Raw genomic sequence first — 24,591 nt, forward strand, 5'->3', positions numbered from 1 at the left:
CTTGTTGACGGTCTGGCTCAGTACGGCGGAGGTGCTGCTGGCGTTGTTGGCGTCGCCCGCATAGACCACCGTGAGGCTGTGGCTGCCCACCGTCAGGGTGTTGCTGGCATAGGTGGCGGTGCGGCTGTTGCCGCTGCCGCCCAGGGTGCCGCTGCCCAGGGTGGTGGCGCCGTCCATGAAGGTGACCGTGCCGGTGGGCGCATTGCCGGTAACGGTGGCGGTCCAGGTGATGCTTTGGGCGTAGGTGGCGGGGTTGGCGCTGGAAGCCAGCGTGGCTGTACTCGCCCCCTGGTTCACTACCTGAGCGACCGCAGACGAGGTGCTGCCGGTGTTGTTGGCATCGCCCGCATAAACGGCCGTCAGGCTGTGGCTGGCCACGCTCAGCGTGGAGGTAGCGAAGGTGGCGACGCCGGCGCTCAGGGTGCCGGTGCCCAGGGTGGTGGCACCGTCCATGAAGGTGACCGTGCCGCTGGGGGATTGGCCCGTGACGGTTGCCGTCAGTGTGACGCTCTGGCCGAAGGTCGAGGGGTTGGCACTTGAAGCCAGACTGGCCGTGGTCGTTGCCTGGTTGACGACCTGCGTCACAGCGGCCGAGGTGCTGCCGGTGTTGTTGGCATCGCCCGCATAGACGGCCGTCAGGCTGTGGCTGGCCACGCTCAGTGTGGATGTGGCGAAGGTGGCCACGCCGGCGCTCAAGGTGCCGGTGCCCAGGGTGGTGGTGCCGTCCATGAAGGTGACGTTGCCGCTGGGGTTGTTGCCCGTGACCGTAGCAGTGAGTGTGATGCTCTGGCCCACGCTGGAGGGATTCAGGCTGGAGCTCAGCGTGGTGCTGGCGGCGGTCTTGTTGATGGTCTGGCTCAACGCGGCGGAGGTGCTGGTGGCGTTGTTGGTGTCGCCGCCATAAACGGCCGTCAGGCTGTGGCTGGCCACGCTCAGTGTGCTGCTGGCGAAGGTGGCCACACCGGCGCTCAAGGTGCCGGTGCCCAGCGTGGCGGCGCCGTCCATGAAGGTGACCGTGCCGCTGGGGTTGCTGCCTCCACTGAGGGTCGCTGTCAGCGTGATGCTCTGACCGTAGGTGCTGGGGTTGGCACTTGAAGCCAGGCTGATCGTGGTCGTGGCCTGGTTGACGACCTGCGTCACAGCGGTTGAGGTGCTGCCGGTGTTGTTGGCATCGCCGTCATAAACGGCCGTCAGGCTGTGGCTGGCCACGCTCAGCGTGGAGGTAGCGAAGGTGGCCACGCCGGCGCTCAGGGTGCCGGTGCCCAGCGTCGTGGCGCCGTCCATGAAGGTGACCGCGCCACCCGGGTTGCCGCCTCCACTGAGAGTCGCTGTCAGCGTGATGCTCTGGCCAAAGGTCGAGGGGCTAGCACTTGAACTCAGCGTGGTGCTGGTGACGGTCTTGTTGATGGTCTGGCTCAACGCGGCAGAGGTGCTGGTGTTGTTGATGGTGTCGCTGCCATAAACGGCGGTGAGGCTGTGCACGCCCCCGGTGAGCGTGCTGCTGCTGAAGCTGGCGACGCCGGCCGTCAGGGTGCCGGTGCCCAGCGTGGTGGCACCATCCATGAAGGTGACCGTGCCCGTGGGTGCATTGCCTGTGACGGTGGCGGTCAGGGTGATGCTTTGGGCGTAGCTGGCGGGGTTGGCGCTGGAGGCCAGGGTGGTGCTGGTGCTCAACTTGTTGACGGTCTGGGTCAGCACGGCCGAGGTGCTGGCGCTGTTTTTGGCATCACCCGCATAGACGACGGTCAGGCTGTGGCTGCCCGCCGTCAGGGTGTTGCTGGCATAGGTGGCGGTGCGGCTGCTGTTGCCGTTGCCGCCCAGGGTGCCGCTGCCCAGCACGGTGGCGCCGTCCATGAAGGTGACGGTGCCGCTGGGTTTGTTGCCGGTGACCGTAGCAGTGAGTGTGATGCTCTGGCCCACATCGGAGGGGTTCAGGCTGGAACTCAGCGTGGTGCTGCTCGCTGTTTGCGCCAGCGCCGATAGCGCCGGCAGCATGAGGGCGGCAACGCACAGGGTGCGCAGCAGCCCGATGGCCTGTCTCGTTCGGCCAGTAGCCGGTGCCTGTGACGGCCTGCCGTCAGGCTGGCGCAGTCTCTGCCTGAAGTTACCCAATAGTCCCTGAAGCTTGCTCATGTTGTACCCCTCCCGGGTGGTTGCAGCACCGCTTTTTGTGGTTTGCGGTGTTTGTTCGATCTGTTATTGGTTTTACTGCCCGGCACTTACTGGGCGGCGCCGCTGACTTGTTGCAAGCGGTTGAGCGCATCAAAGGAGCGGCTGATGTTGCGCTGCAGGGCGCCGGTGGGGTCACGCACTTCCTCCGCGATGCGGTTGCCCACGTTGTCCAGGGTGTAGCTGACGGCGTTGCCGCGGGCGTCGGTCACGCCCACCAATCTGTGCGCCGCGTCGTAGCTGTAGCTCAGGGTGGTGCCGTCGGGCTGGCTGACCTGGGTGAGCTGGCCGACGCCGTCGTAGGTGTAGCTCGTGGTGCGCCCAACGCCTCCAGGCGCCGTGGTGGTGACGCTGGCTACCCAGCCGCGTGGCGTGTACACGGTGTCGGTCACGACTCCCTTGGGATCCACCATCTGGCGCACTCTGCCGGCTGCGTCGTATAAGGTGAACTGGGTCACGTGACCGGCCGCATTGGTGATGCTTTGCAGGTCGCCAGCAGTTTGGCCGACGGCGTTGGGGTCGAGAACTATCCCGGTATTCGGGAAAGCCTGCGTGGGCGAGGTGAAGTTGGCGGTGTAGCGGGCCTTGCCCTTGGTGATACGGAATTCATCGATGTAGCCGTTCAAGGCCCGGTCGACACCGATTTGCCCGCCAATGACGCGGCTCACTCCCGTGTTGGTGTACAGCGGGCTCGTCCCCAGCACTGTCGTAACGGTGTACTTGACGCCATTGACAAAGGCAAAGATGGAACCCCCACTGCGCGTGATCGCCAGGTGGTACCACTGGCCATTGGCCAGATTGGCAACGACAGGCAGGGATTGTGTCCAGCTCGTTCCGTTGGTGGACACATAGACGCTAAAGTTGCCATTCGGATCAATCGAGGCCACGACACCATCGTAATAATCGCCGTTGGGATTCCAAATTCTGCTGCTATTGGCGTTGTTAGCGCTCTTGTACACGAACGTTTCAATGGTGAAGTCACCCGCACCAAAAGCAAAATCAGCGTTATACAGAATGGACAGATAGTCGCCAACGCCATCAAACGCAATCGAGGACCCGCCAAACTTGCTTTGCGCTATGCTGATCTTGGCATTGCCGCTCGGCGTCGCAGTCCGATGGTAAGGACTGTCGTCAACAATTGAGGTGGCGCCATCCGCACCGTCACCATGCAACAGCAAGCTTACATAGTCAAAGGAGGGATCCGGACTAAGCGAATGATCGGTGAAATCCGTTGAGGTGCTGTAGTAAGCGTAGCGGGTGGTGTCATCGACGTCGGTGCGCGGGCCTTTAGCGGTGAGTACTTGGCCTGTGGCGTTGTAGGTCCAGGTGGTCGTGCGGCTCACGCTGCTGGCGGTATCAGTCACCGTCTTGGTCAGCATATTGCCCAGAGCGTCGTAGGTATAGGCGGTGCTGCGGCCGGCCTCGGTGACGAGCACGGGCAGTCTGTACGTAGCGTGCCACTGGGTGGTGACGGTTTGCGCTTCTGGCAAACCCGCTGCTTTGGTGGTTGTCAACGGCAAGCGCCTATTGATGTCCCAGGTGTACATGGTGTTCACGCCCAGGAAGTCAGTCTCTTGTGTCACGAAACCGTTGGCATCCTGCACCCGGCTGGCTGCGTCGCTGCCGCCAGAGCCGCTAGGCAAGCTGGCACCCGTCACCGCGAGCTTGCCCTGACTGGTGGCGTAGTTGTACGTGCGGACCGTGCCCAGGGGGTCGGTGACCGTGGTGGCTGCGCCTTCCGAGGCGGGGTAACTCACGCTGTACAGGTCCACACCACCTACGTGCTGGGAACTGATGGCCCGGCCCTCGCTGTCGTATGCGTAGCTTGCCAATCTGTTGCCAGTCTCGTCAATGATGCCCGTGACCAGCTGCGGGAATGTGGCGTTCTCGTATAGGTAGGTCTTGCTCACCGTGCCGGTGCTTGCCGGATAGGTAACCGTGGTCAAACGGGCTGTCGCGGTGGTGCCGTCGTACCCGTAGCTGGTGATCCGACCGTCAGGAGCCGTCACGCTCGTCAGCTGACTGGCCGCGTTGTACTTAAACCTTAGCGTTCTCATAAACTGGTTGCTCACGCTGATCAGGAGCCCTGCAACCGATGCGACGCTCACCGGGGTGCTGGCGGTGCTGTAGCTGTAGGTGTTGACCCAGCCGTTTCTCTGGGTCACCGTCTGCAGTTTGCCTGCCGCATCAAATTGCCAGCGGCTGTCATCGTCCAGACGCTGATACAGCAGCCCTGCTGCGCCCTGGAATTGATTGACCGTGAGGAGGTCGGCGCTGTTGGTTGGCTTGTAGGTGCTACTGCTGGTATCCCAGCTGAAGGCGCGTACGCTGCCGTTTCCGAAGAGAATGCGCGCTGCGCTGCCTGCCATGCCTGCAGTTCCTACTTGCATGAGCTGGGTGCTGTGGTTGTGTGACCAGCTCTGGCCCAAGCCTGCTGCTGCCGCTCCGGTCTGCGCGCCTACTATGCGGCTGCTTCTGTAGCTTCTGACGAGGCTTAGTGCGTCAGCGCCCCGTCCTACATGGTCTTCATGGTCTAGTACTTTCTCGCCTGTGGCGGGGAGGATGGGGTGAAGGGTCTTGAAACCGGCGGGTGGCGGTTTGCAACTTTGGGACGAAGATTCAATTTCGGGGGGTGGTGGAAACACCGTACAGCTTTCCCATGGGGTGAACCACAAAGACACAACGCTGCCTGTTGATGCTGGCCCCACATACCGATACGCAATTCGCCGCTGTTGGCTACCGTTGGATTCTTGACTTTCGATATGATAAAAAATATCAGAGCCGCATACATAGCCATCGGGATACAGAGACAAACAGTAAACGACATTCACGTGCTGATCCGCATAAGCCTGGTTGCCGATCGCAGTCAGCGAAGCCTCAAGCTCAATGCAGGTAGCAGCAATTGCCCCAGTGGACGCCAAAAGCATGGTCAAACATGCCGCCACACGAGAAAAAACAGAAGCACGAATAATGGCAGCGCTTTGAAGCATCGGACGCGCTGCGAAAACGCTGTGCAAGCGCCTCAAACGAAAGAAGCGCTTGTGCATTGAATTCCACCCTCTTTTTAATATTGGGAGAAGTGTCGAGCAGGCATTTGAGCCCGCCAACCCTGGCATGTCTGACAGCAGGTTTTCCCAAAGGGAAGTATTCACCTGGAATAAGCAACCGACATGCGGCGCAGGGCCGCGCGATCTTGAGCGGAGTGCTGTTTGTTGATTCATCACGCAAGCTGAGCCAGTGTTCTCTAAATGGCGCAGTTTTGGAAATGAATCAACAGGAGGGAGACCGTCGGCTGCGCCGCCGCTCCCGCACTCAAGGTGCTGGCTCCCAGCGTGGTGCTGCTCGCTGTTTGTGCCAGCGCCGATAGCGCCGGCAGCATGAGGGCGGCAACGCACAGGGTGCGCAGCAGCCGGATGGCCKGCCCGAAGTTACTCACTAKTCCCTGAAGCTTGYTCATGTTGTACCCCTCCCGGGTGGTTGCAGCACCGCTTTTGTGGTTTGCGGTGTTTGTTCGATCTGTTATTGGTTTTACTTGCCCGGCRCYTACTGGGCAGCGCCGCTGACTTGTTGCAGCCGGTTCAGGGCATCAAAGGAGCGGCTGATGGAGCGCTGCAGGGCGCCGGTGGGGTCGCGCACTTCCTCCGCGATGCGGTTGCCTACGTTGTCCAGGGTGTAGCTGACGGCGTTGCCGCGGGCGTCGGTAACGCCCACCAATCTGTGCGCCGCGTCGTAGCTGTAGCCCAGGGTGGTGCCGTCGGGCTGGCTGACCTGGGTGAGCTGGCCGACGCCGTCGTAGGTGTAGCTCGTGGTGCGCCCAACGCCTCCAGGCGCCGTGGTGGTGACGCTGGCCACCCAGCCGCGCGGGGTGTACACGGTGTCGGTCACCACGCCCTTGGCATCGATCATCTGCCGCACTCTGCCCGCCCGGTCGTACTGCGTGAACTGGGTCACGTGACCAGCTGCGCTCGTGATGCTTTGCAGGTCGCCGGCGGAATGGCCGATCGCATTCGGATCCACACCCGTGAAACTAGCGGCGCTGTAGTACGCATAGGTGGTCGTGCGGTTGTTGGCATCCACACTGGTCAAGACCCGGCCAGATGCGTCGTAAGTGAATTGTCTAGTGCTGGCCGCAACTGCAGGATCGGGCGTGCCGTTGCTCAGGATGGCCTCTTCCACGTCTTTGCATGCTAGCGGCACGGGTTTGCCGTTGGGCAAAGCGGCTGCGACGGTGCAATTTGCCGTGGCGTTGTTGTTGAAGGGGTCGCTCTGGCCGTGGTAGACGGTGCTGGTCTTGCGCAGTGATTCGCTCACTTGCGTGGGCAGGCGCCAGTCCGCATGCCAGCTGGTGGTGATCTTGCGCGCTCCCGTTGGCAGCGTTGCACCTACAGGTGTGACCGTGGTGCAATCGACCGTGTTGGCAAGCCCCTCCACACGCACGATCTCCCGGTTGCTGCTGTCGTAGGCGTAGCACACCTTGGTGCCAGCAAAATCCGTGCCGCTGGAAATATTACCGTTGGCGTCATAGGTAAAGTTTGAGGCGGCCGCCGCACAACCGCTGCCCCCAGGCTGAAGAAACCCGCCACTCTTTGCCACGCCTTGCTGAACCTGGAAAGTTTGCGTACGAGCGATTCCCAGCGCATTGGTGGTACTCGTGGTGCCGTCTGAGTTGTAGGTAAGGGTGGTCCTCTCCACGCCGTTAGCGTGCTCGCTAGACAAGGCCCTGCCCTGTTCGTCATAGACCCATTCAGCGTAACGATTGCCTTTTTCGTCAATGATGGCGGTCAGGGCATGAATATAAACAGCGTTCTCGTAGCGGTATTGTTTGCCGCTCCCGTCCGGATAACTGACGGAGACCAGGTTACCAACGGTATCGTAGGCATATCTATACACGCCCCCAACGGGATCCGTCATCTTGACTACACGCAATTGCGCGTCGTACCCAAGACGGATGCTGCGTTGCTGCGGATCGGTGATACGGATCAGCAATCCGGCGGCCAGAGCGGTGGATGTTGGTGCGCCAGCACCATCCAAAACGAAGCCGCCATTCGGGGCAAGGGTGGTGCCGTCGCTATAGCTTAAGGTGGTGGTCCGCCCCGCCGTGTCTGCGACAGAAGTCAGCCTACCGGCGGCGCTATATTGCTCAATGCTGCCATCCTCGACCACGTATGACCAACCGATCAACTGGCTCGACGCATTTAGTTTGCGCGTTAGTGTGGCAGTAATATCTGCATCACTTGTCCATACGCCAGCCACTAACGTGTAGGTACGGATCGCACCCTTCCCTCGGATTACCGAGGCGGTTAAGGCGTTGCCAACTACGGCACGGTGCCAGTCCAGGCGCCAGCCCACTCCCCCAAATGGACCGGCCAATGGCGAGCTGACATCGGCACCGACACTCGTGTAAATGCGCCGGAAAGCCAGGCCTTGCACGGCTTCGTAATCCAACTCAGTTTGATGCTTGAGTCCAGTCGCAGCGTTGATTGGGTTGCCCTGGTCTGGTGCTGTCTTCTGGCAGCCAGGACGGTCGGATGGGAGATTTTTTTCTGGCTTTGGCGTTGGATTCAGTGTGGGCGCAACATCTGGACACACGCCCATCTCAGGCGTCTCACCACTCGGGCAATAGTAAATAGGATAGAACGCCATGCCGCCACCGCCGACGGACGCGGGCTGGCAAGCATACCCCTCCGCATACAGTCGACCGTTGGAATAATAATTGGCCCCGTACTGCATCGACCCGCCACGCGTGATGCAGTATTGAAGGTGAATCCCTCCGTCCCTCGCCTGCCACGCGGCATAGCACTCATCAACATTACTGGTGGTGAAATTTGACGGCGCTGCATTAACGCAGGTACCACTATTTGTTGGCGCGTTAACGCCAGCAAAGGCGGGCGCAACACCCCCCGTGGCGCAGATGGCGAAAAAGGCGATAACGCACCACCGCGCCCAGAATAAGGGCCGCAGTCGACTCACCCGCATCGTGCCCGATGCAAGCGGCTGTAATAAACGCATTGATTTCCCCCCGCCCCATTTTTTTATCTCGCCAAGTTAGGCGAATGTGCGTCGCAGTCTAGCGGCGGGGTGCGGTTCTGTCGTCCTCTATTTGGAGGGCAGTGTCGCGTCGAAGCCACTGCAGCAACCGCCGCTCTGGACTGCCGAGACCAAGCCTGCGAAGTGGCACTGCCTCCGATGATCGCCAAGAACCGGGCGTGCCGCTCGTCATCGGTCTGGCATTGAGCAATCAACTTTTTTTTGGACTTTCAGTACGAAGCGATGTCACTCGGGGAGATGGGACAATTGATCCTGGAAGACCGGCAAAAGGTAGGCTCGCGCCTCCACGGGTGCAGCACGCCATCGATGTCGAGGAAGAGCATCAAGTCGCTCATGAATAGAAAGGCTCAGCGCACGCGCGAAAGCTCTTCGGCCACCACATCGAGGAAGATCTCGGTCCTTTCGTCGGGCGTCAGCGTGTCATATCCAGGGGGCATACCGCCCAGCAGCATTTCAATGGCGGTCAGGCCGGCGTATATCTTTTGCGGGCTCCGCAAGAAAACCCAGAGCAGGGTCGAGTTGACGTCGGCGTCTCGGTATTCCTGGATGGTTTGCTTCAGCAGCGACTTGTCCAGGCGTTCATCGAGTTGGAATGCGGGGTAGCGCCGGTCATCGACTCGGGCTGGCGATGAAAGGAAAATGAATTCGCCGGCGACCGCGCGTTCATAAACCGCCTCCGGCGAACACTTCAGGTGATCAGCCATCTCCTGGGCGGTAAGCACGCCGTATAGATGCGCAAAGCGGCCGCGGTTGCGGAGCAACGGCTCAAGCTTCGGATCCTGCAGGCCTTCAATAGACTTTGATTCCAGTTGGTCCAAGGTGTTGAAGCCCCGTTCCGGAGGAACCTTAATACCAGGGGACTGCCCCTCTGCAACGTCATACCTTCCGATAGCGAATTGGAGCTCGATTTCCGTTGCGGTTGGGTAATGACGCAGGATCACCAGGGCTTCGTGCTTACGCTTTTCCGAGAGTTCACCAGTGGTGACAAGCTCCTGGATGAATTCGCCCGCCCATCGCAATGCACGGGTTCGCTCTGCTGGCGTGGTCATAACGACTCCCTTATTTCATTTCCTGTTTCAATTTCAATTGGCGAACCCGGGATACGGATAAGTCCTCGATACCTTCAATGAAGTCACCACTGGCCTCAATTTAGACTCAAGAAATGATCTCAATCCGTTGGATTCCGTGCGCAGTAGGCAAATAGCGTTCTTTTAACTGAAGCAACAGTTTCTGCCCCAGACATCCAACCAGCCATCAATGAGTTGGAATGGTGTCTCCACACGGCCGCGGCCACAGCAAGGTTTACATCTTGTCCAAGTTCATGGAGCGCGATTTGCAGGTTGACCGCATGCTTGCGTTGAGTGGGATCAGAGGGGGCGTCACTGTCCACACTCGAATCGCTGCATTTATTGACGAGGCTAGATAAATTCGACCTCAAATCACTGAAATCCTGTTGCGCCAATCGGTCGTAGTCCGGGCTTCCAAATTCCCCACCAACTGGAACCATGTTTACCCAATCTCTGTCCTCAGCCGATTGCCAGAAAAATCTGGAGTTATGAAGCCTTGCATGGAAAAGTTGGCTTACGCTGCGTTTTCGTTTCCTGCTGTTCACTTCCAGCCTCCTTCGAAGATCCTTCTCGGATCATCTTCTTCTGTGCGTGCCTGCCTGGTGCAAATCGTACTGCAATTGCATGCCTGCCCATAGCTCAGGACTTGTTCCAAAGGCATCACCGAGTCGATAAGCCATGTCGACTGAAACACCAGAAGTGCCGGACACAATTCTCGACAGCGTTACTCGGGTCACACCAAGCCTCACAGCCGTTTCGGTGACAGCTCTGTCGCCCAGGTATTCCTTGAGCACCTCACTGGGATGGGGTGGGTTATGCATACGTGTCACGTTCAGTCTCCTTGAGGCTTCACAGGAACTGCGATCGCAATCTAACCATGATCCAGTCGAACTCGACTTGGCCAAGCTMCCATCCCTTACCCGACCTGGTAGGCCGAGACCTGGCCAGCTTTAGCCTCCTCAAGGGACAACATCGTGTCCTGGATCATCCGCAAGGGGAGATCTGGGTTGTCCAGAACAGCCTTGCCGATACGCGCCCAGTATTCGATCTGCTTGGGAACAGAACGATGCTCAGCCGCCGCAGCGATCTTTGCGTCTTCCACCAGGTCATCAGAAAGTTTCATGGCGACAGCCATAGCGGCACTCCTTTAAAAAAGGGTTTCATTAAACGTATTCAAGCAATCTTTTAAGCACAAAGACCACAGACTCCCAGAATAGATAGGCAAAATCTTGTGTCAATAGCAACTATTAGCGGTGCAGCACGAAAAACTGAAAAACCTTGAAAAAAGCCGCCAGGGTTGCGCATGCGGATGGCAGAGTCCAATAAGCAGCACGACACCATTCGTTCATTTCGGGTCACCAACGCGGACATCAAATACCTGAGCAGCATGCTCAAGACAATGCTCAGACTCAAGGAAGTGGCGGCCGATGAGCGCACCGGAATTTTGGTCGTCCGGGATACCCCAGAACGATTGCGTCTTGCAGAACGACTCATTGCGCAGCGAGGGTTCCTTTTCAAACGCACGCAGGATGGCTATCTTGTCCTGCAGGCGCCTTCGTCCCTCCACAAGGGCGGCGCCCTGGTCGAAGCGGCGGAAGTACAGCTCGTTGACGATGGCCAGCACGAAGATCTCGAAGGCCATGGTGTGCACCTGCGGGCCCACGGCCTTGATCGCCAGCGTGGGACCGTCTACCGTAACTGTGATGAATTCCCGCTGGAACTCGAAGATGCGCAGGAAGTCCACAAAGTCGCTTTTCATGAAGCGAAGGCCGCGGAGGTAGGCCAGTTCTTCCGGCTGAAAGCGCAAGGTGCAGAGATGGTCGAGCTGCGCATTGACCTCTCCCAGCAACTCGCTCAGCGGGTAAGCCGGCTGGTTGCGGCAGACAAAGCTGTATTCCGCATCGGTCTGCGGATGCCTGTGCAGCATGGTTTGCCACATCGTGAATTTGTACAGGTCGGTATCCAGCAGGCTTTGAATGATGGGTTGCATAAATGGGGTCTGTGATTGAAGAGGGACGCCGGTCAGGCGTTGGCTTGCAAGGTGCTCAACATTTCCGCGCTGGTCGACAGCTTTACGCCACGATGGGCCATGTCGTCCAGGAAGGCCTGGTGCTGCGTCTCAAAGCCGCCAACGGGACTCATGCAGTCGGTGAGCAGCACCACTTTGCCGGTTTTGCCGGACGGAAGGTTTTCGACGATGTGCTCGGTAGTCGCCTTCACGCAGTGGCTGCTGGCCTCACCCGCGATGACGAGTAGGTCCGCTTGGTCTAGCGAAGCAATCAGGGCCGTGTTGAGTTGCGTCGCAGGATCGTCTTCATCCGGCACCTCGGCCTGCATGGCGCTGTAGTGCTCCGTCCAGGGGTTGCTGCCTTTGCTGATCTTCTGCACCATGGCCAGTTGGCTGTCTTCCCAGAGGTTGTAAGCCGCCTTGACCGCCGCATGGACGTTGTGGCCCCAACTGCCAATTTCGCAGTGCACCGGCCACACCATCAAGGTGTAGCGGCCGCGCCGCTCGAGTTCGTCGATGTAGTCCAGTGCTCTGGGCAGCATCGACGCCTCCTGGGGCACGTAGTCGCCCTTGCGCACCTGCGCGGCGGTGATGGGCGTGAATGGCCCCACATCCTCACCCGCACCGGTTTTCCAGAAGGTCGGGTGGGCGATGTCAAACCTGTGGTGGGAGTCCAGCGTCACGCCGATGGCGGAGATGCCGGATGCGCCTTGCTGTATCAGTTTCGCCAGGCGCAGCATGTCCGCGTGGGCACCGGCGACGGGCAGGGCTGGAGAGGTGATTGCCCCCGTCACGGGATCGATGGGCCGCCAATCGGCAGGCAGATCGCAAAAGTCGTTTTGCGGGTCGATGATCAGAAGCTGGATGTTTTTCTTCATGTTGTCCTCCTTTGATATGAATGGGTGCAATGCCGCCGATTCTCGCAGCAGCGGTTCGCTATTGCTCCACCAGAACGCCCTTAGTGGCGCAAACACCGATGCGGGCTTCCATGCCTGCGGTAAAGCGCAGGAAGTCCGATTCCATGCCATCCGAGAAGATCACCCCGTTGTCCGGCATGCGCGAACGCAGCGTCAGTACTTCCGACTCCCCGATCTCGCCATAGAGCAGGGAGGTCTGGGATGCCCGGCTGGCGAATGGTTCCCTTACGGCGAAGATCAAATGATCCGTGTCGCGGGGCAGGGGTTCGTAGCCATCGCCCTGCCCATGCCCCACGGCCCTGGCAATGCCGACCGAACCCGTGACGATGCTTTTAAGCCAGGCCGTGGAGCCCAGTCCGGTCGAGACGATGAGACCGGAAGAGGACTGCGCCTCTTTCATTCCCCGAAACTCGATGTCGTAGAGCGCCGAGGTATGGCTTTTCGGGCCTATGAACAAATCGTTGACGCCTCTCAGCACCTGGCCGTCAGACAGCGTGGCCTCCGCCATGGTGACCAGCGAGGTGGCGCGGCTGTCCCTGGCCACCCCGGGCAGTACCGCGCCCACCTGCAACGGTTCAAAGGGAAGTAATACGCCGTCCCAGCGTTTGGGTTCCGGGTTCACGCCAACCAGCGGTTGGCCGTTCAGGTATTTCAGGGTATTGGCCACCATGCCATCCTGGCCCAGCGTCACCACGATGTCGTCCGCCGCAAAAATGTAGTTGGTCAGGTGCGCGCGGTCGATGATCTGGTAGCGGCCCCAGGCCTGCAGCGCCTCCACCACCACCCGCAGGCTGGAGGCATAGGCCTCGCTTTCCCGCAGGTAGTCCGTGAAGTCCGCACCCAGGTGCTCCAGGTAGAACCTGGCCTGGCCCAGGGTCTGGTAGCGCGCCACCAGCTCTTCCAGTCGGGTCTGGCGCGTCACCAGGACGACCTTGCGGTTCTCGGCTGCAGACATGCTGGCTTCCTTTCGCTTACTTGCGGGCTGCTGTCTGCCCGAGCCGGCTGCTGGCGCCCGCACCGGCAAGCAGCGAATTGAGCAGTTCAGGCGACATGTTCAGCTGGCCGATCTTCTCGGCCTTGTCGGCAATGCCGCCGAAGGCCTGGGCAATCAGCTGGGCCGGGTCCATGCCGGCGGAAGCCAAGGCCTGGATGGTGCGGGGATCCACCGCCTGGAAGGTTTTCATGATGGCTTCCAGCCGGGCGGCCTCTGCCTCGGCCAGGGTTCTCGAATTGGCGGCCTGGCCATTCACGTACAGCTTGCGCTTTTCTTCCAGCGAGACGTCCGCGTCCATCTGTTCGGTGCGCAGCGCGTTTTCCTTGCGCATGACCGATGCCTTGGCCGCCATCCTGGCATCTTCTATCTGGCTGCGCTTGTCTTCCACGGCGACTTCCGTGTCCAGTTCATTCTCCCGAATGGCGCGCTCGTTCTGGACCGCGGCCATGCGGCGCAGGTAGATGGCGTCATCTGCGGCTTTCAGGTTGGCCTCGCGGGATTCGGCTTCCAGGGCCCGGGCAATGTCGGGGGTCGGCTTGATGGCCAGGATGGAGACGCCAAGGACTTGCAGGCCCAAGGCGGCGATCTCGGGCTGGGCGCCAAGGCTGGCTTCGGCGTGCCGGGCGATTTCGGCTGAGGACAGCAAGGCCTCCTTGAGGGCCAGGGCCTGGACCTTTTGCTGGATGATCACCTGGACCTGCATGCCCACCCGGTCACCGAGCTTGAGCGGATCGTCCGATGCATAGCCCTGACCATTGGCTTTGAGGGAGAAATCCATCAGCCGGGCGGTCAGCTGGGGCGTTTTGACCTGGTAGGTGACCTGACCCTGCACCGTCACGTTCTGGAAGTCGGACGTCACCAGGGTCAGCATGAAGGGGTGATGGGCGCTGGCCACGGGCACCGCCACCACGGGGGAAGTGGGCGCATAGTAGTAGAACGACTGGCCGGCGCCCTCGCGGACCACTTTGCCTTTCTTGAACTGGATCAGGTGAACCGTCGGTTGGGACTTGATGAATCTGATGCCTAACATGGCGCGCTCTCCTTTTGGTTGCTGAACTTATTAGGTTGTACTGAACAACCTAATATGAGTTGCATAATACAACTTAATTCAAGTTTGTCAACCAGGAGCGCAAAAATGGCGACCAAAGCAAGCAGCCTGAGTTTTGAACGACCGTTGACCACGGTCGATGTGGCGATCTTCACCGTGTTGAATGACCACTTGCAGGTCCTGCTGGTCAAGCGGCCCGATGGACCTGCGGAGCCCTTCCCGAATGCCTGGGCCCTGCCTGGCGGCTTCGTGGACGTGAGGAAGGACGACTCGCTGGAGGCCTGCGCCAGGCGCAAGCTACTCGACAAGACAGGCGTGAAGAGTCCGTATCTGGAGCAACTGGGCAGTTGGGGAGGCAAGAGCCGCGATCCGCGCGGCTGGTCGGCGACGCATGCCTACTTTGCGTTGTTGCCGGCTGACTCTGTGCAACTGGCGCAGGACGAGGTCGCACCGGCCAAGTGGCATCCGGTGGACGAGCCATCACCGCGCAAGCGGCTGGCGTTTGACCATGGCGACATCTTGCAGGCCGCGCTGGAGCGGCTTCGGAGCAAGGTGGAGTACACCTCGCTGCCCGCGTTTCTCCTGCCCGAACCGTTCACGCTTCCGCAACTGCAGAAGGTCTATGAAGTCGTTCTGGGGCGAGCCATCGACAAGAGCGGCTTCCGGACTCGCGCATTGGCCGCTGGCTTTCTTACAGAGGATGGATTCCTGGACGTTGGATCGCCTCGGCCGGCCATGGGATACCGCCTCAAAGCCCGCGACTCTGCGGCGTACTTCCCCAGAACGTTCAGTCCCAGGAGTACTTAATAAATGGGACCGAGACCTCTTATTGCCCCGAGATCGGGTCACTCTACCCACAGAGACCTTGCAGGGTTTCATGGCATCGAGGCGGTTCGCTAATGCCCGCTTGTGGTCGCTGACAGCCACTCAACAGGTGGGTTGGTGAACCGGTTAACCGACACCCCCAGCTTCCACTCTTGGGAGGTCTGCAATGTGGCGACCAAATAGCGATGCTCACTGACTCCAACGGGTCGCAATGCTGCGCCGCACAAAATTGGCCGTTTCCTACATTAATCAGTCGAGTTGAAATTGCTGTTCTGAATACCGCCATGTAAGGCGCTTACATAGAAAAACAGAGTCTTCTTGGCCGAGGCGATTGTCTCTGCGCCAGACATCCAGCCCGCCATCAACGAGTTGGAATGGTGCCTCCATACCTCTGCCGCGACGCCGAGGCTTACCTGTTGCCCTAATTCTTTTAGTGCGATTTGTACATTGACTGCATCCTGGCGTTCATCCGCCTGAACGCCGCCAGCCCTGGACTCGGCCAAATCACTGCAAGCCTTGATGAGGTAGGACAATTTCGATTGAAACTCCGCCCGGTCTTGCTCCATCAGTCTCTCGTAGTCCGGGCTCCCGAACTCCCTTCCAACTGGAGGCATGTTGTCCCACGCTCTATCCTCATCTGAGGGCAGTGCATTTGAATCGAGTTTTTCCAAATGATCTGCCAATGACCCTTTTGGTCGCATGACAACGTCAATGCGATCCTCAGGACCAACCCAAAATTCATGGCACCCCGCATGTTCTGAAAACACTGCGACTCTACAAATGGATTTGTCTACCTTCCGTTTATCAATATCGCCCAGATAAAACGCGCGTCGAAAGGTCAGATCACTGCCATCTTCAAATACGATATGTACACTCGAATCTGGGAAATCGCTGGCGCAAAGTCCATCCTCAAGGATGGCTTCTTCAGAGCGTCCAAGGCGTTTAGAAAGTGACTGTTTCCAAAGCCTAAGTAGATCATTTGTATTCATGGACAATCCTTTCGATTGAGCCACATGCGGGCAAAGCCTGCAAGATCTTCGTGTTTTGAGTGGGCAAGCGCCAGATCCGCACCGAACGCCCATGGGCTGACACGGGCAAAAATTCGCTCCCACGTCTGGCCGACGTGCGCAAGGTGCTTGCACTCTTGCACAGGCTTGGCTCGCGGCGAGAATTTGTAGGCACGAATCGTGGTCAGACCGCTCCAAACTCATATTCCATCAAAACAGGGTGAGGTGTAAAGCGCACCGACTTCGCCGATCAGATACTTTCTTCGCTGATCTTGGGCTATTCACGATGTCAAAGGTCCATAAATTGGCGCGCCAATCCCGATGAGGAAACAACTGGCTGGAGAGCCCGTCGCGGAGAAAACCGCACACCGGGTTCGGAGGGAGGGGCCTGACGGTACTTTCCACCTCGTGTGCCCGTTTATGTAGATCCATCTGGCATACCCATATACATAGCATCCAAAACAATTAGTTGAGCGACAAGTGGGCTGCTTGAGGTGTGTCCGCTAAGCGAAGACTGAACGTAATATTTGCCAAGTGGAAACGAGAGAATTTCACTCACGCCTTCAGGCGATTGCACCCCCCACTTTTTACAAATTTGGTCTGATAAAACTTCTAGTGCGGTACGAGGAGAATCAAAAAATGCTCGAAACTTTTTTACCCGCTCTACCCATGCGCTTGGTCTGAATTTTTCACTTCGCGTGCTAAACGCGTCCTCGCATTGCGAAATCAAAGAGAGATATCCTTCATTCGCAGTTGCCGGTAGATCAGCGAACAGTGCAGACCCACATGCGGTACAGCTTTCCCCTGGTAGCCTGAACTGATTTCCGGTGTCTAACGGTTTCTTACAGTTTTCGCAGTACACGCTTAAGGGCACCCCATGGACTGAGCAGGAGCGGATGAATGGCAGCTGATGAATAACTCGCCAAGCGGCAAACCCCAGCTTCAACTGATCGGAACAAGCGCAAATTGAGCACCACCTCAACCCGAGGGCTCCCGCCTCAGGCACATGGATTCTTTTGTATTGAGCAGATCTTACCGACGTTCCCACCTTTAACTGGGCCGCCCATTTTGACTCTACAGACTTGCTCAACCCTAATGCGTAGAACCCAAAAAGGGTATGTTGCCGAAGTACCTGATCTGGTGTCAGGTAATCCGCAAAGTAGCTGCGGGCAATGTTATTCGCACCCGCACCGAAAAAGTTGGATGGGATCCCTTTGCGGTGCCCGTAAACTCGTTCCACAGCAAGTCCTCTACTCGGATACCCCCCAAATCTCTGGGCAATTACTGCCGCTGAATAGATCAACGAGCCCGGAGGAAGAAGCGGAGAAGACGCTGGAAGGGCTGTTGTGGACTCTATTCTTGACGCTACGTTCACGAAAACAGCTTCTTTGGAAAAGTTGTGGACTTTAGACGATAAAACGCTGGCACCAAAATGCAGATCTCTCTCTGAAAGGCTGTTGTGGACTCTATTCAATCAAACCACGCCCTGATTCAACTTAATAGAGTTCAAACCAGCCGCATATTCGACGCAAGACTGATGAATGGGCAACTGCCCTTGCTGCTTGGGAAGGTTGACATGATTAAGCATCTAATACGTCCCGCTCACACGTCAAATCACGAAGCTGGTCGATGAGTGCTCGCAAGGGTTTGTCCCGGTCGGCAAGTTCGGTTACGTTGATGTAAAAGCCTCTCGCCACCTCTTTCTCGAATCCCCTCAGGCGCACGTGTATTGGACTATCGGACCCAGGATTCGTCACAGCCAAACAGACTGCCCAGCCGACGTTCTGACGCCAAAGCAGGTCTCCGACTTTGTGAGTGATAGACCTCTCGCTCTGCTCGCGCATTTCCGTCTCCCAAACTGGCCAGAGGAACTCCTCAATCTCGAATAGCAGTCGCGTTATGGTTGGGGCTACCTCAACGAGGTACGACCGGGCGTCGTCGATGCGGATATTCCCTAATAGTCCAGCGATTCGGCCCGGCAGTGCAGATGCCAGAAGTTGCGGTGAGGTGAAGACTTCCCTCATGGCTATTGCCTTGTCGATGTCAGTTCCGATCCCCTGCCAATTTGCATTGCCCAGCGTGGCGACAAGCACTACCCAGAGCGTTCCATCGCCAACCACGTCGTTAAAAGTCGACTTTTGATCGTTCTGCTTGTAGCGCTGCTCGACGACACCTAGCAGCCCACCAGTTCTCGGCCCATTCCCGCAGAAAAGGATCGAGAACACCTCCAGTGCCCACCTCTCTGCGAGAGCCGGTCTGACCCAGCCCCTACGCTTCCCCCGCAGCGCCACCGCCAAAGGAAACGACACAGCCTGCACCATCTGCGTGGCCGTGCAACGGTTGGCGAACGTCGTCGAGGACATCTGCCCAAGAAAGGTAGTGATCTGCGCGGCCAGTCGCTCTCGGAAGCGGTCTTCGACGGGGACAGGCTCCTGAGTGGCGTTTTCTTGTCCTGTTTCTTTTTCGACTCCTGCCGCCCCCCCCTCGTCGGGCAGTTGCTCCTCATCGAGTTGTTCGTCCTGGGCCGCAGCCGAACCAGCCCCCTCGTCAGCTTCGGCGTCGAATAGCAGTTGAAGGATGCCAGTAAGGGACAGATTTCCAGGTTGGGGCGAACTGAAATGCGGCAATGACTCTTGCTGATCCTCCAGGTGAACAATCAAATCGTTCGGGTTGACTGGCGCAGAGGGCGCATCCTCTTCGTCCTCGGCCTTGTCGTTAGCGCCTGAGCCGAAACCAGGATCGCGAAAGGATGCCGTGTCATTGAACAAGGCCTGGGCGACCTCTTGAAGCTCGTCAAGCATCTGACGTTGCTCTCCCGAATTTGCAATGCGTTCAAGTCCCTTGAATGGCTCCAGCAGCCTGGCGGCGTGGCTTGCATGCTCTAGTGCAGTGATGTCGTTCACCCACTTGGATAGCGTCGTCCAGCGATCATCCCCGCGCGTGATTAATACCGACGCGAAAGCCGTTGCCGATCCAAGGCCCTCCTGCAATGCGCATTCCCAGTACCCACCCGGGCCATGCGGGCGCATCATCGGCAGGCGATGACCGGCGAGCAGAAGTTCAACGGTCATGTCTGGCGCTGGCATCGGGCCTATATTTGCTTGCAAACGGCGGGCCAAACTATCCCAACGAAGAGACTTCAGTGCGTAGTCGCTGGCACTGGTTGCCAACTCGGTCGTGCTGACCGTCTTTGGCTCCAGCAAGTCGGCAGGATGCTGCGTCGGTGCGCTGAACACGCCGAGCACTCCCTCAAACTCCTCATCATTCGGTTGATCGTAAACGACCACTGTTTCTACATTTCCCCCCTGATTCGGAGGTAGCAACCAGGCAGCCGCAGAACAGTTTGCCGAGCCCATGACTGCGGCAGGACCGCTCGGCCCCTCGAACCAGCAGAGCTTCGCATGCAGGGGGCGACCCACCGGCGCGGCAACTAGCCGCAGCTGCAGTGGCAGATCCGCCAGTTGTTCGGGGATAAAACTGGCTGTCGATGGTGTGAGCGCCACGGTGGCATGCTTCACACCGAAGGTCGAGTGCGCCCACCTCAGAAATGCGCCGGACTCGTCGGTCGACCCGGTGAGGATCTTGACTTCGTCGAATTGCCGACCGGCCCACCGCTGCGCAAGGGCGGGTCCCAGCGCTCGCCCCTGCCGGCTGTGAAGCACCGGGCTTAGCGCCCCTGGTACCACCGGCGTCAAGCTAAGCCACGGCACGTCCTTCATGCGGCGCACGGCGTCGCGCTCCAGATCACCGCCACACCAGGAAAGTACATCGTCGAGGAACGGATGTAGCCAGCCCCCCTTGTCGGCTTGCTCAGGCCCAAGCATCCAGGCAGTTCCCAGCTCCTGATTGCCGCCCCAGCCGGAACTAGTGACGTTGCCGCTACCCAGCATAACCACGCCATCTTTCGGACCGAGTCGCAGAAACACCTTGGAATGGAACGCTCCCAAGTGCTTCGCGCCTGCAAGGAGATATTGTTTGCCCAAATGCCAGAGCTGACCGGCGGCCGCCTCCGTCGAAACTTCGATCTGGCCTTGATCGCCAAGGACAAGAATGTCACTCGACCGCCCCGCCCACAGGTCGGGCAAAACCACCTGTTCGAAGAAGATCGGATCGAACGAATAGGTCAGCAGCAATGCCTTGTGATAGGACCGCTCACGGAAAAAAAGACGAGGATTCACACCGCAGCCCCTTCCGACAACACCTTGAAGGCGCGCTTGAGCACTACATCACCATCGGCAGTGATGCCTCCGGCGTCGATCAACTTGAGCTGACTGAGCCAACCCAAGGCTTGTTGAATCCGCGACGCCGTGCGCCCTGCGGCGAAGCCTTTGCGCCGGGAGAACCACTTGTTGCCCTCAGCGGTGAGCAGCGCGACGTCGCGCTGAAGATCGACCTGCAGCCGCGACCACGTGATCTGAAGATGCTGCTGCACCGTCCGGTAAGCGAATTCGGCGGCGACGTCGCGCAAGGGTCGATCCTCGCGATGGAAGCGCTCCAGCTCAGGCAGGATGACATCACGCACACCCACACGCCGCCATCCTTGGTACGAGAGACTGCCGTACTCCCTGCCGTTCTCGCGCACGGCATCGCCAACACGAGCGGCCGCAAGAATCCAGGCCACCACGGCCAGCGACAACGCTCCGGCACCCGACTTCAATGCTCGCTTATACAGCATCGGCTCAATCAGTTTGTCAGACCATCGGCTGATCCCGTGCGTCTGCAAGCTACCAGCCGAAACGCAGTCTTCGATGCGGCGTTGAAGGTCCCGAAACGACAGTGCGGTAACCGACTCGCCAGCCCCAAGCAGCCCAAGGTCCCGTAGAGCGGAGTCGTGCTCTTCAACGCGCTCCATCAGCGCCGCAATGACGACATCACGGTCAGCTCCCGAAAGGCCACCATCGGGACTCCCCAGGATCTCGTCCATCACGGCGGCCAGCACGGCCTCCTGTGTCACAGCGACGGAATCTCGCACGCAGTAGGTCGTCCAACCATCGGCAGCATGATCGAGAGACGGCTCACCGAAACGTGCCACTGAGCACGCCGTGTCGAACAGGTCGCCCTCTGATGGCCGTTTCTTCAGTTTCGATGCCAGCGCCAGCAGGCTCGCGTAAGTCTCAATACGTGCCCACTCCGTCGGATGCCGTGCTTTGGGACGCGGTTTCGCCGGGACTATGGCCGCAAGCAATAGCTCCCGCTCATCGTCGGGAATCTGGTCGATGCGAGCAACCGCCCCGATTTCATGCAGATCATCCATGGACACCCGGGCAAGATCCCCCTGCGACAGCAAACGCCAGATTATGGGAACCCGTGACAACCGCTGATCCATCGCAGTTGCAAGGGGCACCCCGCGTTCGGCAACCAAAGCGGGTACGGCCTTATCTCGCGTCCTAGTGAGGCCCAGTTGGTCTGATGGGCCGGCATAGATCGTGGATGCCGGCGCCATGACGAGTGCGGAAACTTCCATCTCCGACGTTTTTGCATCGAGACGCACCAGTGCCTGATCAGCCCCGATGAGGCCACTGATAAACCGGTTCTGGGTCAAATTCCCTAAGACCAAGGCGGACTCGAGGCGCGCCGCGAAGTCCGTGAAGGTCTGCCAGCTATCGGGTTGCCCACTCTGACCGTATCGATGAATCAACCAGGACCGAAACGCAAGATAACGTACCGATGGCGTCACGGTGGTAACCCCATCGAGCAACGTGCCGCCAATAAACTGGACCGGAAGACGCAATCCGAGCAGATCCAGGCCGCCGGTGATCACGGCGCTACTATTGATCCACTCCGGGGATTGAAGGCTCTTCGCGACCGGCATCAGAGAAGGCCCCGGTTCACGCCTGGGCCCCCGTCGGTGGCTGCATCTTGAACTACACCCGGGTTCAAATGAGGAAAATTGTCAACCATCAATGAGAGTCCTTCCATTGGCGGGCACGCCCGCTCCTGACGGCCCGGCGCAGGCAGTCGAGCATGTGTTGTTCATCGAGCGGCTTTTCCAGCCAGTCGGAAATCTCCAGCGACAGCCGCTCGGCGCGCACTTGATCCTCCTCCGGTGTCACCGACAACACCACGACAGGCAGGCCGGCGGTGCGCTTGTCCCTGCGCAACTCCGCAATCAGGTCGAGGCCGTTTTCATGGGGCAGTTTGATGTCTACGGTCATGGCCGCATAGGACTCCATCTTGAGGTAGTCGCGTGCCTGTGCCGCCGTATGGGCCACATCCGCATCGAATCCGCCTCTGTCCAGCATCATGCCAATCAGCTGTGCGACATCCGGATCGTCCTCACACACCAGAATCCGTGGCCGTGCAACCGCATAGAGGCTCATCGGGGCCGTCACGGGCGGGGCCTCCTTCCATTGCGGCAATTCGAAAAAGAAAGTCGTTCCGACGTTCTGCTCCGTCGTGAAGCCAATGCTTCCTTCCATGCGCTCCACAATGGCTTTGGAAATGTTGAGGCCCAGGCCTGTTCCACCCCGCTGCCGCGTGTCAGACGCGTCGGCCTGGGAAAACTTCTGGAAGATGTGTTTGCGAAATTCTTCAGGTATGCCGGGGCCCTTGTCGCGGATCTCGACGCGCACGCGCTCCGCCTCGCTGCGCAGCAGAATCTGCACCGTACCTTCCGCCGGGGAGAATTTGATGGCGTTTGACAGCAGGTTCGTCACCACCTGAATCAGGCGATCGCTGTCCGCGTAGACACTCACCGGACGGCGGCCGGTACGCAGCACCAGCTTCACCTGGTGCTGCGCTGCAAACCCCTCGTTCGCGGCGAGCACCTGCTCCATCAGGGGCTCCAGTTCCACCGGCTGCATCTCAAAGCGCATTTTGCCGGACTCGATTTTTTCGCTGTCAAGGATGTCGTTGATCAGGCGGATGAGCCGTTCACAGTTGTTTTTGGCAATGCCCACCAGCGCTTTCGCTTTCTCTGGCAACTCGCCGGTGACGCCGCCCCAGACCAGCCCCAGCGAGCCGCGTATGGACGTGAGGGGGGTCCGCAATTCGTGGCTGACGGTGGACACGAACTCGCTCTTCATGCGGTCAACGCGCTTGAGCTCGGTGACGTCGTTGCCCAGCGCGAAAAATCCGATGGCCTGGTCCCACTCCTTGCCCTCGCCATAGCGCGGAAAATAATCCATCACGTATTCGCGGCGCCGGCCGGTGGCGCTCACCTGCTCGCGCTCATACCGCACCGAATAGCCCCCAAGCGCTTCCGCGACGTGGTCTTTCACCCCTGCGTAAAACTCTGCCCCCATCACCTCCAGCAGGGTTTTCTGGTGAATTTGCTCGTGCGACAGGCCAAACGCTTCTTCATAGGCCTTGTTGTGGAACTGGAGGCGCTGGTCTTTGTCAACGTAGGCAATCAGCGCGGGAACGGTATCCGTGAGCTGGCGCAGTTGTGCTTCGCTGTCGCGCAATGCCTGGCTGATCCGTTTGCTTTCGGTGATGTCGCGAATGATGGCCGTGAACAGCCGCTGTCCGCCCACATGGACGTCCCCGAAAGACACGTGGACCGGAAATTCGGTGCCGTCGCGGCGCACCCCGCGGACCTCGGTGCCGGCCTCCCTGAAATCGCGGGGGCGGCGGGCCAGGGCCTCATAAAATGCGGTGAAATTCGCCCGGTAGCGCGCCGGCAACAAAGTAGCCACCTGGCGGCCGACCAGGTCTTCAAGCGTGTAGCCGAAGAGGGACCGCGCGGCGCTGTTGGCGCCGACAATAATGCCTTCCGGGGTGGCCGTCACCACCCCTTCTGCCATGCTCTCGGTCACGGCCCGGCTCATGGCTTCGCTGTCGGAAAGCCGCGCCTCCACAAGGCGGCGCTGGGCCTGAAAGCGGCTGATCATCAGGAGGGCCCATGCCAATACGGCAAGCGAGAGCACGCCGCCTGACAAAATCAGCCGCTTGACGGTCTGGGCGCTCTGCCGGGTCTCTTCCTTTGAGCGCTCCAGCGCCAGCGTTTCAGCGCTTTTGATGCGATGGGCCAACGCGTCAATCTCCTGGTGAAGCTGACGGTTCGGGCCATTGCCGACCAGGGCCGCGGCAGCCTCCAGCCCCACCTGCTGCCGGGCCGCGACGGTCTGCTCCATCACTTCAACCCGCCGGGTGATCAGGTCTTTCAGCGCAAGCAACGCCCGCGACGTGTCGGTTGGCGGTTGCGCGCCGGACACGTGCAGCAGCGCCTGTTGCAACCGTGCCCCGCCTTGCCGGTACGCCGTCAGGTCATTTGCCGCATGGGTGAGGAGGTAGCGCCGTTGCAGGGACTCCGTGGTGTTGAACTGGGAAACGACTTCCTCCAGAAGCAGTGCCGTTTCCCGGGTTTTCGTCTCCTTTGCATCGCTGATCAATGCATTGATCGTGATGTACGACGCGGCCGTACTCAGGACGATCAGGACCAGCCCCATGCACAGGGCCAGGTTGACAGTGGCGCGAAAGGGTAGCTTCATGGTGGCTTTTTTGGGTTTGGACCTCGTCGCAGGGTTCAATGTGCCAGGGTCGGTGACCGCGGACTCCCCCGAAACG

18 protein-coding genes and 2 pseudogenes are annotated in these 24,591 nt (G+C 59.3%); 1 reads left to right on the plus strand and 19 read right to left on the minus strand.

The features are described 5' to 3' along the window. The 14 genes and pseudogenes from AC1DUR_RS10495 to AC1DUR_RS10560 all read right to left on the minus strand — a co-directional run. Positions 1–2,133 (minus strand): beta strand repeat-containing protein (locus AC1DUR_RS10495; protein WP_477721533.1); only part of this gene is annotated, 2,133 nt, incomplete at its 3' end. Positions 2,134–2,219: 86 nt separating this feature from the next. Continuing rightward, positions 2,220–4,538, minus strand: coding sequence for a LamG domain-containing protein (locus tag AC1DUR_RS10500; protein WP_477721638.1), 2,319 nt, complete (start codon positions 4,536–4,538; stop codon positions 2,220–2,222). Between the two features lie 27 nt (positions 4,539–4,565). After that, a pseudogene (locus tag AC1DUR_RS10505) lies at positions 4,566–5,159 on the minus strand (DUF6531 domain-containing protein); the annotation flags it as partial. Beyond that, positions 5,053–5,397 (minus strand): hypothetical protein, encoded by a 345-nt coding sequence (locus AC1DUR_RS10510; RefSeq protein ID WP_477721644.1) that lies wholly within the window; start codon positions 5,395–5,397, stop codon positions 5,053–5,055. The pseudogene AC1DUR_RS10505 and the gene AC1DUR_RS10510, both read right to left, overlap by 107 nt. A gap of 16 nt (positions 5,398–5,413) precedes the next feature. Continuing rightward, positions 5,414–5,626 (minus strand): hypothetical protein, encoded by a 213-nt coding sequence (locus AC1DUR_RS10515; protein WP_477721534.1) that lies wholly within the window; start codon positions 5,624–5,626, stop codon positions 5,414–5,416. Between the two features lie 86 nt (positions 5,627–5,712). Next, complete coding sequence (locus AC1DUR_RS10520; protein ID WP_477721639.1) at positions 5,713–8,178, minus strand: DUF6531 domain-containing protein; 2,466 nt, start codon at positions 8,176–8,178, stop codon at positions 5,713–5,715. 386 nt (positions 8,179–8,564) lie between these two features. Further along, positions 8,565–9,266: a BPSL0761 family protein gene (locus tag AC1DUR_RS10525; RefSeq protein ID WP_477721535.1), complete on the minus strand. Its 702-nt coding sequence runs from the start codon at positions 9,264–9,266 to the stop codon at positions 8,565–8,567. A 119-nt stretch (positions 9,267–9,385) separates the two neighbouring features. Next, positions 9,386–9,829 carry a hypothetical protein gene (locus tag AC1DUR_RS10530; protein ID WP_477721536.1) on the minus strand — a complete coding sequence of 148 codons (444 nt, stop codon included), beginning with the start codon at positions 9,827–9,829 and terminating at the stop codon, positions 9,386–9,388. Between the two features lie 30 nt (positions 9,830–9,859). Next, positions 9,860–10,114, minus strand: a complete 255-nt coding sequence (locus AC1DUR_RS10535) for a HigA family addiction module antitoxin (RefSeq protein ID WP_477721537.1) — start codon at positions 10,112–10,114, stop codon at positions 9,860–9,862. Between the two features lie 86 nt (positions 10,115–10,200). Then, on the minus strand, positions 10,201–10,419 hold the full coding sequence (locus tag AC1DUR_RS10540) for a TA system antitoxin ParD family protein (RefSeq protein WP_477721538.1): 219 nt from the start codon (positions 10,417–10,419) through the stop codon (positions 10,201–10,203). 357 nt (positions 10,420–10,776) lie between these two features. After that, positions 10,777–11,274, minus strand: a pseudogene (locus tag AC1DUR_RS10545) (beta/alpha barrel domain-containing protein); the annotation flags it as partial. Positions 11,275–11,306: 32 nt separating this feature from the next. Further along, positions 11,307–12,170, minus strand: a complete 864-nt coding sequence (locus AC1DUR_RS10550) for a cysteine hydrolase family protein (protein WP_477721539.1) — start codon at positions 12,168–12,170, stop codon at positions 11,307–11,309. 58 nt (positions 12,171–12,228) lie between these two features. Beyond that, positions 12,229–13,164, minus strand: a complete 936-nt coding sequence (locus tag AC1DUR_RS10555) for a diacylglycerol kinase catalytic domain-containing protein (RefSeq protein ID WP_477721540.1) — start codon at positions 13,162–13,164, stop codon at positions 12,229–12,231. A gap of 16 nt (positions 13,165–13,180) precedes the next feature. Further along, positions 13,181–14,233 (minus strand): SPFH domain-containing protein, encoded by a 1,053-nt coding sequence (locus AC1DUR_RS10560; protein ID WP_477721541.1) that lies wholly within the window; start codon positions 14,231–14,233, stop codon positions 13,181–13,183. A gap of 105 nt (positions 14,234–14,338) precedes the next feature. Here AC1DUR_RS10560 and AC1DUR_RS10565 point away from each other — a divergent pair, with 105 nt between their 5' ends. Further along, positions 14,339–15,058 carry an NUDIX hydrolase gene (locus tag AC1DUR_RS10565; RefSeq protein ID WP_477721542.1) on the plus strand — a complete coding sequence of 240 codons (720 nt, stop codon included), beginning with the start codon at positions 14,339–14,341 and terminating at the stop codon, positions 15,056–15,058. 263 nt (positions 15,059–15,321) lie between these two features. Here AC1DUR_RS10565 and AC1DUR_RS10570 read toward each other — a convergent pair whose 3' ends face one another. The 5 genes from AC1DUR_RS10570 to AC1DUR_RS10590 all read right to left on the minus strand — a co-directional run bounded on the left by AC1DUR_RS10570 (position 15,322) and on the right by AC1DUR_RS10590 (position 24,515). After that, entirely contained in the window at positions 15,322–16,065 is a 744-nt protein-coding gene (locus AC1DUR_RS10570) for a hypothetical protein (protein ID WP_477721543.1), read from the minus strand. A gap of 436 nt (positions 16,066–16,501) precedes the next feature. Beyond that, positions 16,502–17,458, minus strand: a complete 957-nt coding sequence (locus AC1DUR_RS10575) for a TniQ family protein (RefSeq protein WP_477721640.1) — start codon at positions 17,456–17,458, stop codon at positions 16,502–16,504. Between the two features lie 205 nt (positions 17,459–17,663). Continuing rightward, entirely contained in the window at positions 17,664–20,261 is a 2,598-nt protein-coding gene (locus AC1DUR_RS10580) for a hypothetical protein (protein WP_477721544.1), read from the minus strand. Continuing rightward, positions 20,258–21,895, minus strand: a complete 1,638-nt coding sequence (locus tag AC1DUR_RS10585; protein ID WP_477721545.1) for a hypothetical protein — start codon at positions 21,893–21,895, stop codon at positions 20,258–20,260. The genes AC1DUR_RS10580 and AC1DUR_RS10585 overlap by 4 nt, the downstream gene beginning before the upstream one ends. Before the next feature lie 88 nt (positions 21,896–21,983). Next, positions 21,984–24,515, minus strand: coding sequence for a PAS domain S-box protein (locus AC1DUR_RS10590; protein ID WP_477721546.1), 2,532 nt, complete (start codon positions 24,513–24,515; stop codon positions 21,984–21,986). Between the last annotated feature and the right edge of the window lie 76 nt (positions 24,516–24,591).

Source organism: Polaromonas sp. P4_F4 (assembly GCF_056401355.1).

What these genes read in the sequence shown, in the direction of transcription:
- AC1DUR_RS10550 (WP_477721539.1), bottom strand. Translation starts at nt 12,170, where the DNA reads ATGAAGAAAAACATCCAGCTTCTGATCATCGACCCGCAAAACGACTTT.
- AC1DUR_RS10555 (WP_477721540.1), bottom strand. Translation starts at nt 13,164, where the DNA reads ATGTCTGCAGCCGAGAACCGCAAGGTCGTCCTGGTGACGCGCCAGACC.
- AC1DUR_RS10570 (WP_477721543.1), bottom strand. Translation starts at nt 16,065, where the DNA reads ATGAATACAAATGATCTACTTAGGCTTTGGAAACAGTCACTTTCTAAA.
- AC1DUR_RS10500 (WP_477721638.1), bottom strand. Translation starts at nt 4,538, where the DNA reads ATGGCAGGCAGCGCAGCGCGCATTCTCTTCGGAAACGGCAGCGTACGC.
- AC1DUR_RS10590 (WP_477721546.1), bottom strand. Translation starts at nt 24,515, where the DNA reads ATGAAGCTACCCTTTCGCGCCACTGTCAACCTGGCCCTGTGCATGGGG.
- AC1DUR_RS10540 (WP_477721538.1), bottom strand. Translation starts at nt 10,419, where the DNA reads ATGGCTGTCGCCATGAAACTTTCTGATGACCTGGTGGAAGACGCAAAG.
- AC1DUR_RS10565 (WP_477721542.1), top strand. Translation starts at nt 14,339, where the DNA reads ATGGCGACCAAAGCAAGCAGCCTGAGTTTTGAACGACCGTTGACCACG.
- AC1DUR_RS10560 (WP_477721541.1), bottom strand. Translation starts at nt 14,233, where the DNA reads ATGTTAGGCATCAGATTCATCAAGTCCCAACCGACGGTTCACCTGATC.
- AC1DUR_RS10525 (WP_477721535.1), bottom strand. Translation starts at nt 9,266, where the DNA reads ATGACCACGCCAGCAGAGCGAACCCGTGCATTGCGATGGGCGGGCGAA.
- AC1DUR_RS10585 (WP_477721545.1), bottom strand. Translation starts at nt 21,895, where the DNA reads ATGCCGGTCGCGAAGAGCCTTCAATCCCCGGAGTGGATCAATAGTAGC.